We start from the raw sequence: 2,868 nt of genomic DNA on the forward strand, positions 1-2,868 counted from the left end.
CTTGCTTGCTTGCTTGCTTGCTTGCTTGCTTGCTTGCTTGCTTGCTTGCTTGCTTAGAAGTATCCTATTTTCCATCTCTCTTGTCAACCCCTCTGATATATTTATTTTGTAATAATTTTAATAAAATACTACTAAAATTATAGTATAAAATCACAGTTTTTTCTATGCATTTATTATATATTAGCAGTCCGTTTCAGTCAACCGTATAACTGATTCTTATTGAAACGTTTATGCCGGTACCGTTGCTTTCACAATATCAAAGAAACTGTTTCTTTGTTCATAAGCAAAAATTATTTAATCGCTAACAGTTGTTATACATTCTAAACCCCTTAAATACATTTCCAATACAACATAAGCATTACTAAGCATTTCAGCATCTTTTTCACTTCTATCATTCTTCGGAATCTTTTCAATACCTTTTATTATATCTAAAAGTTCTTCTTTTCCACATTCCAATTCTTTATAATCAAATTCATTCTTTCTTATACTAAAATAGGTGGTATAATACTCATTCGGATAATAGAGCTTATAATAGCCTAACCTAAACATTACTGTAGCAAGAGAAGCTTCATGTGCTTTTGAAAACAAATATACAATTTTCTTGCAGGAATTTATGTACCATTCAGGTATATTGTGCTTTTTCATCTCGTTTTCCCCTTCCAAAGTCACTCCCTTACCTTTTCGTATGCTTTCAGTTATTTCAAATGCCATCTTTAAATTAATGCCCTTTTCTGTAAGATAAAAAAGAATATCATCTCTAGTGCATATTGCAGTTTTCAACACGCATTCATTATTTTTAATCAGCTCCTGTACATTTTCTTTCCAGATACCTGTTCCATGGCAAAGCCCCAATACACGCACAATATCTGAGAAGCTCTTAGGCTTGATTTCTCTAAATACCTTTACAGCAACATCTGAATTAAACATAGGAAGTCCAATGAGTCCAATGTCACAGCCATTTAATTCTTCGGCTTTAATTCCCAAAGCTGTAATCTCACTAAAAAGCGACAGCACTTTTTCATCATCAAAGCCAATCATATTTGCCTTTACTCCCGTCATATCTTCAAGCCTTTTTATCATAGTCAGCATATCATTACCTAGTGTACCGAATTTCAGCATACAATCAGCAATTAACTTATAATCAACAACTTTATTTATCAATGCCATACTACTTTCATTCTCTTTTACATATATACAGTCATCCATATTATCATCCAAGGGAAGTATAACTGTACCTCTAAGACACCTTTCTTTAGTCCTTCTTTTTAATACAAATCCGATATAATTTTTCTCTGTTCTATCGTCTTTTGCTACTATGCCTTCGCATCCGCTATAATTCTTAAATACATATCCACATATTATTTTCTCTACTATATTACTCTGTGGCTCTTCTATAAAGCTTGGTGCTTTGGCAAAAATTACTTCTGCAAAGTCATTCAATCTTTCCTGATACTCGGCAGAAAAATCAATGCTTATGTTCATCTTCTTTTCCCCGTTAAGTCCAATAGAGAATTCAGCTGGAATATTATGTCCATCCTTTTTAAGCAGCTTGCCACATATTGGACAATATTTGTCCGGCATATCGCACCCACTTATACCAAAGGATTTTTTCACTTCATCTGAAGCAAAGTCCGAATAATTACAATTTCCACAGTAATAATGTGCAGGAAGCGGATTAATATCTGTAACCCCTAGCAAGAACATAACAAAAAGCGAACCTATACTTCCTCTGGCAAATACAGGATAACCAGCCTCTTTCGACTTCCAGACTAAATTTTGTGCCATTGCACACAAAATAGTTTGTCCGCTTGATACTATTGATGTTAATTCATGTTCAAGCCTGTCAGCCACATCTCTAGGTAAGTCCTTACCATATAGCTCATATGCCATGTTATAGCATATTTTTCTGATATCTTCTTCCATATTCCCTGTAAAAGATAAACATCCATCAAAATGTACGGGAGTTATGATTTTCATCATATTATTTTCCACAGTTGCCTCTTCATCCCTGCTTATATTTTTATGAGCCTCATATCCATGAATATTTTTTTCATTTACTTTGTAAAATAATTGTACTTTGTGTTCCATACTATCTCCCTTTTTTATTAATATAATATCTAAAAATTCTATAAGTTTTTCTCTAAAATCTTCGTTTTTGCTAAAGTCTGAGGTTTCAATATCTAATATTGCATTTCCATCTCCAATTGAATAACAACCATCATCTGTTATATCTTCAGGATGAATAACTTTAAAAATTTTTATCTCTTTTTTGTAAATCTCTTTAATCTTTTTCTTATCTGTAATTTCTCCATTATAATATTTTCCAAATAACTCCACTAATGTCATTACCTTCCTCCTTAATCTTTTACCTACTCCTCAATTCTTCCATTTCTTTTTTGTATTCATCCCAGTACTGACCTAGAAAACACCAGATTGTATAATTGTCTCCTAGATTTACATTCTCTCATTCTCCTTCAACTTTTTATATGTATAGTTTATTAAATTCACCGGACATATTTTGTCCAAATGATATTATTTTAGATAATTTTATTTTTAAACAGCCAAAGCACCTGCCTAACTTTTCGTTAAACAGATGCTTCGGTTACTATGTATAATTGTATCAGTGCTGTTTTCGTCAACCACATTGTAAACTATAGCTCTCTAAAATTTACTTAATATTATTTATCATTGCCCTGTACTGCGGCCTGTCTTCCTCTGAAATTTCCAGTGCGTCAAGTGCCTGCTCCAAATTCAGCTTTAAATTTGACATGAGTTTTTTTAGTGATAGCAAAATACCTTTTTCTATACCTTTTTCTATGCCTTTTTCTTCAATTCCCTGACTAAGGTTACACATATCGCTCACATCCT

General features: G+C 32.6%; 1 protein-coding gene and 1 pseudogene. Both read right to left on the reverse strand.

Annotated features, from left to right (window positions below; genetic code table 11):
* Positions 1-294: 294 nt before the first annotated feature.
* A complete protein-coding gene (locus tag ACTTKP_RS12030; RefSeq protein WP_442554126.1) occupies positions 295-2,346 on the reverse strand; it encodes a hypothetical protein in 2,052 nt (683 codons plus the stop codon).
* A gap of 322 nt (positions 2,347-2,668) precedes the next feature.
* Positions 2,669-2,868 (reverse strand): annotated as a pseudogene (locus ACTTKP_RS12035) (hypothetical protein); the annotation flags it as partial.

This window comes from Catonella sp., from assembly GCF_052169795.1.
Classification (GTDB): domain Bacteria; phylum Bacillota; class Clostridia; order Lachnospirales; family Lachnospiraceae; genus Catonella.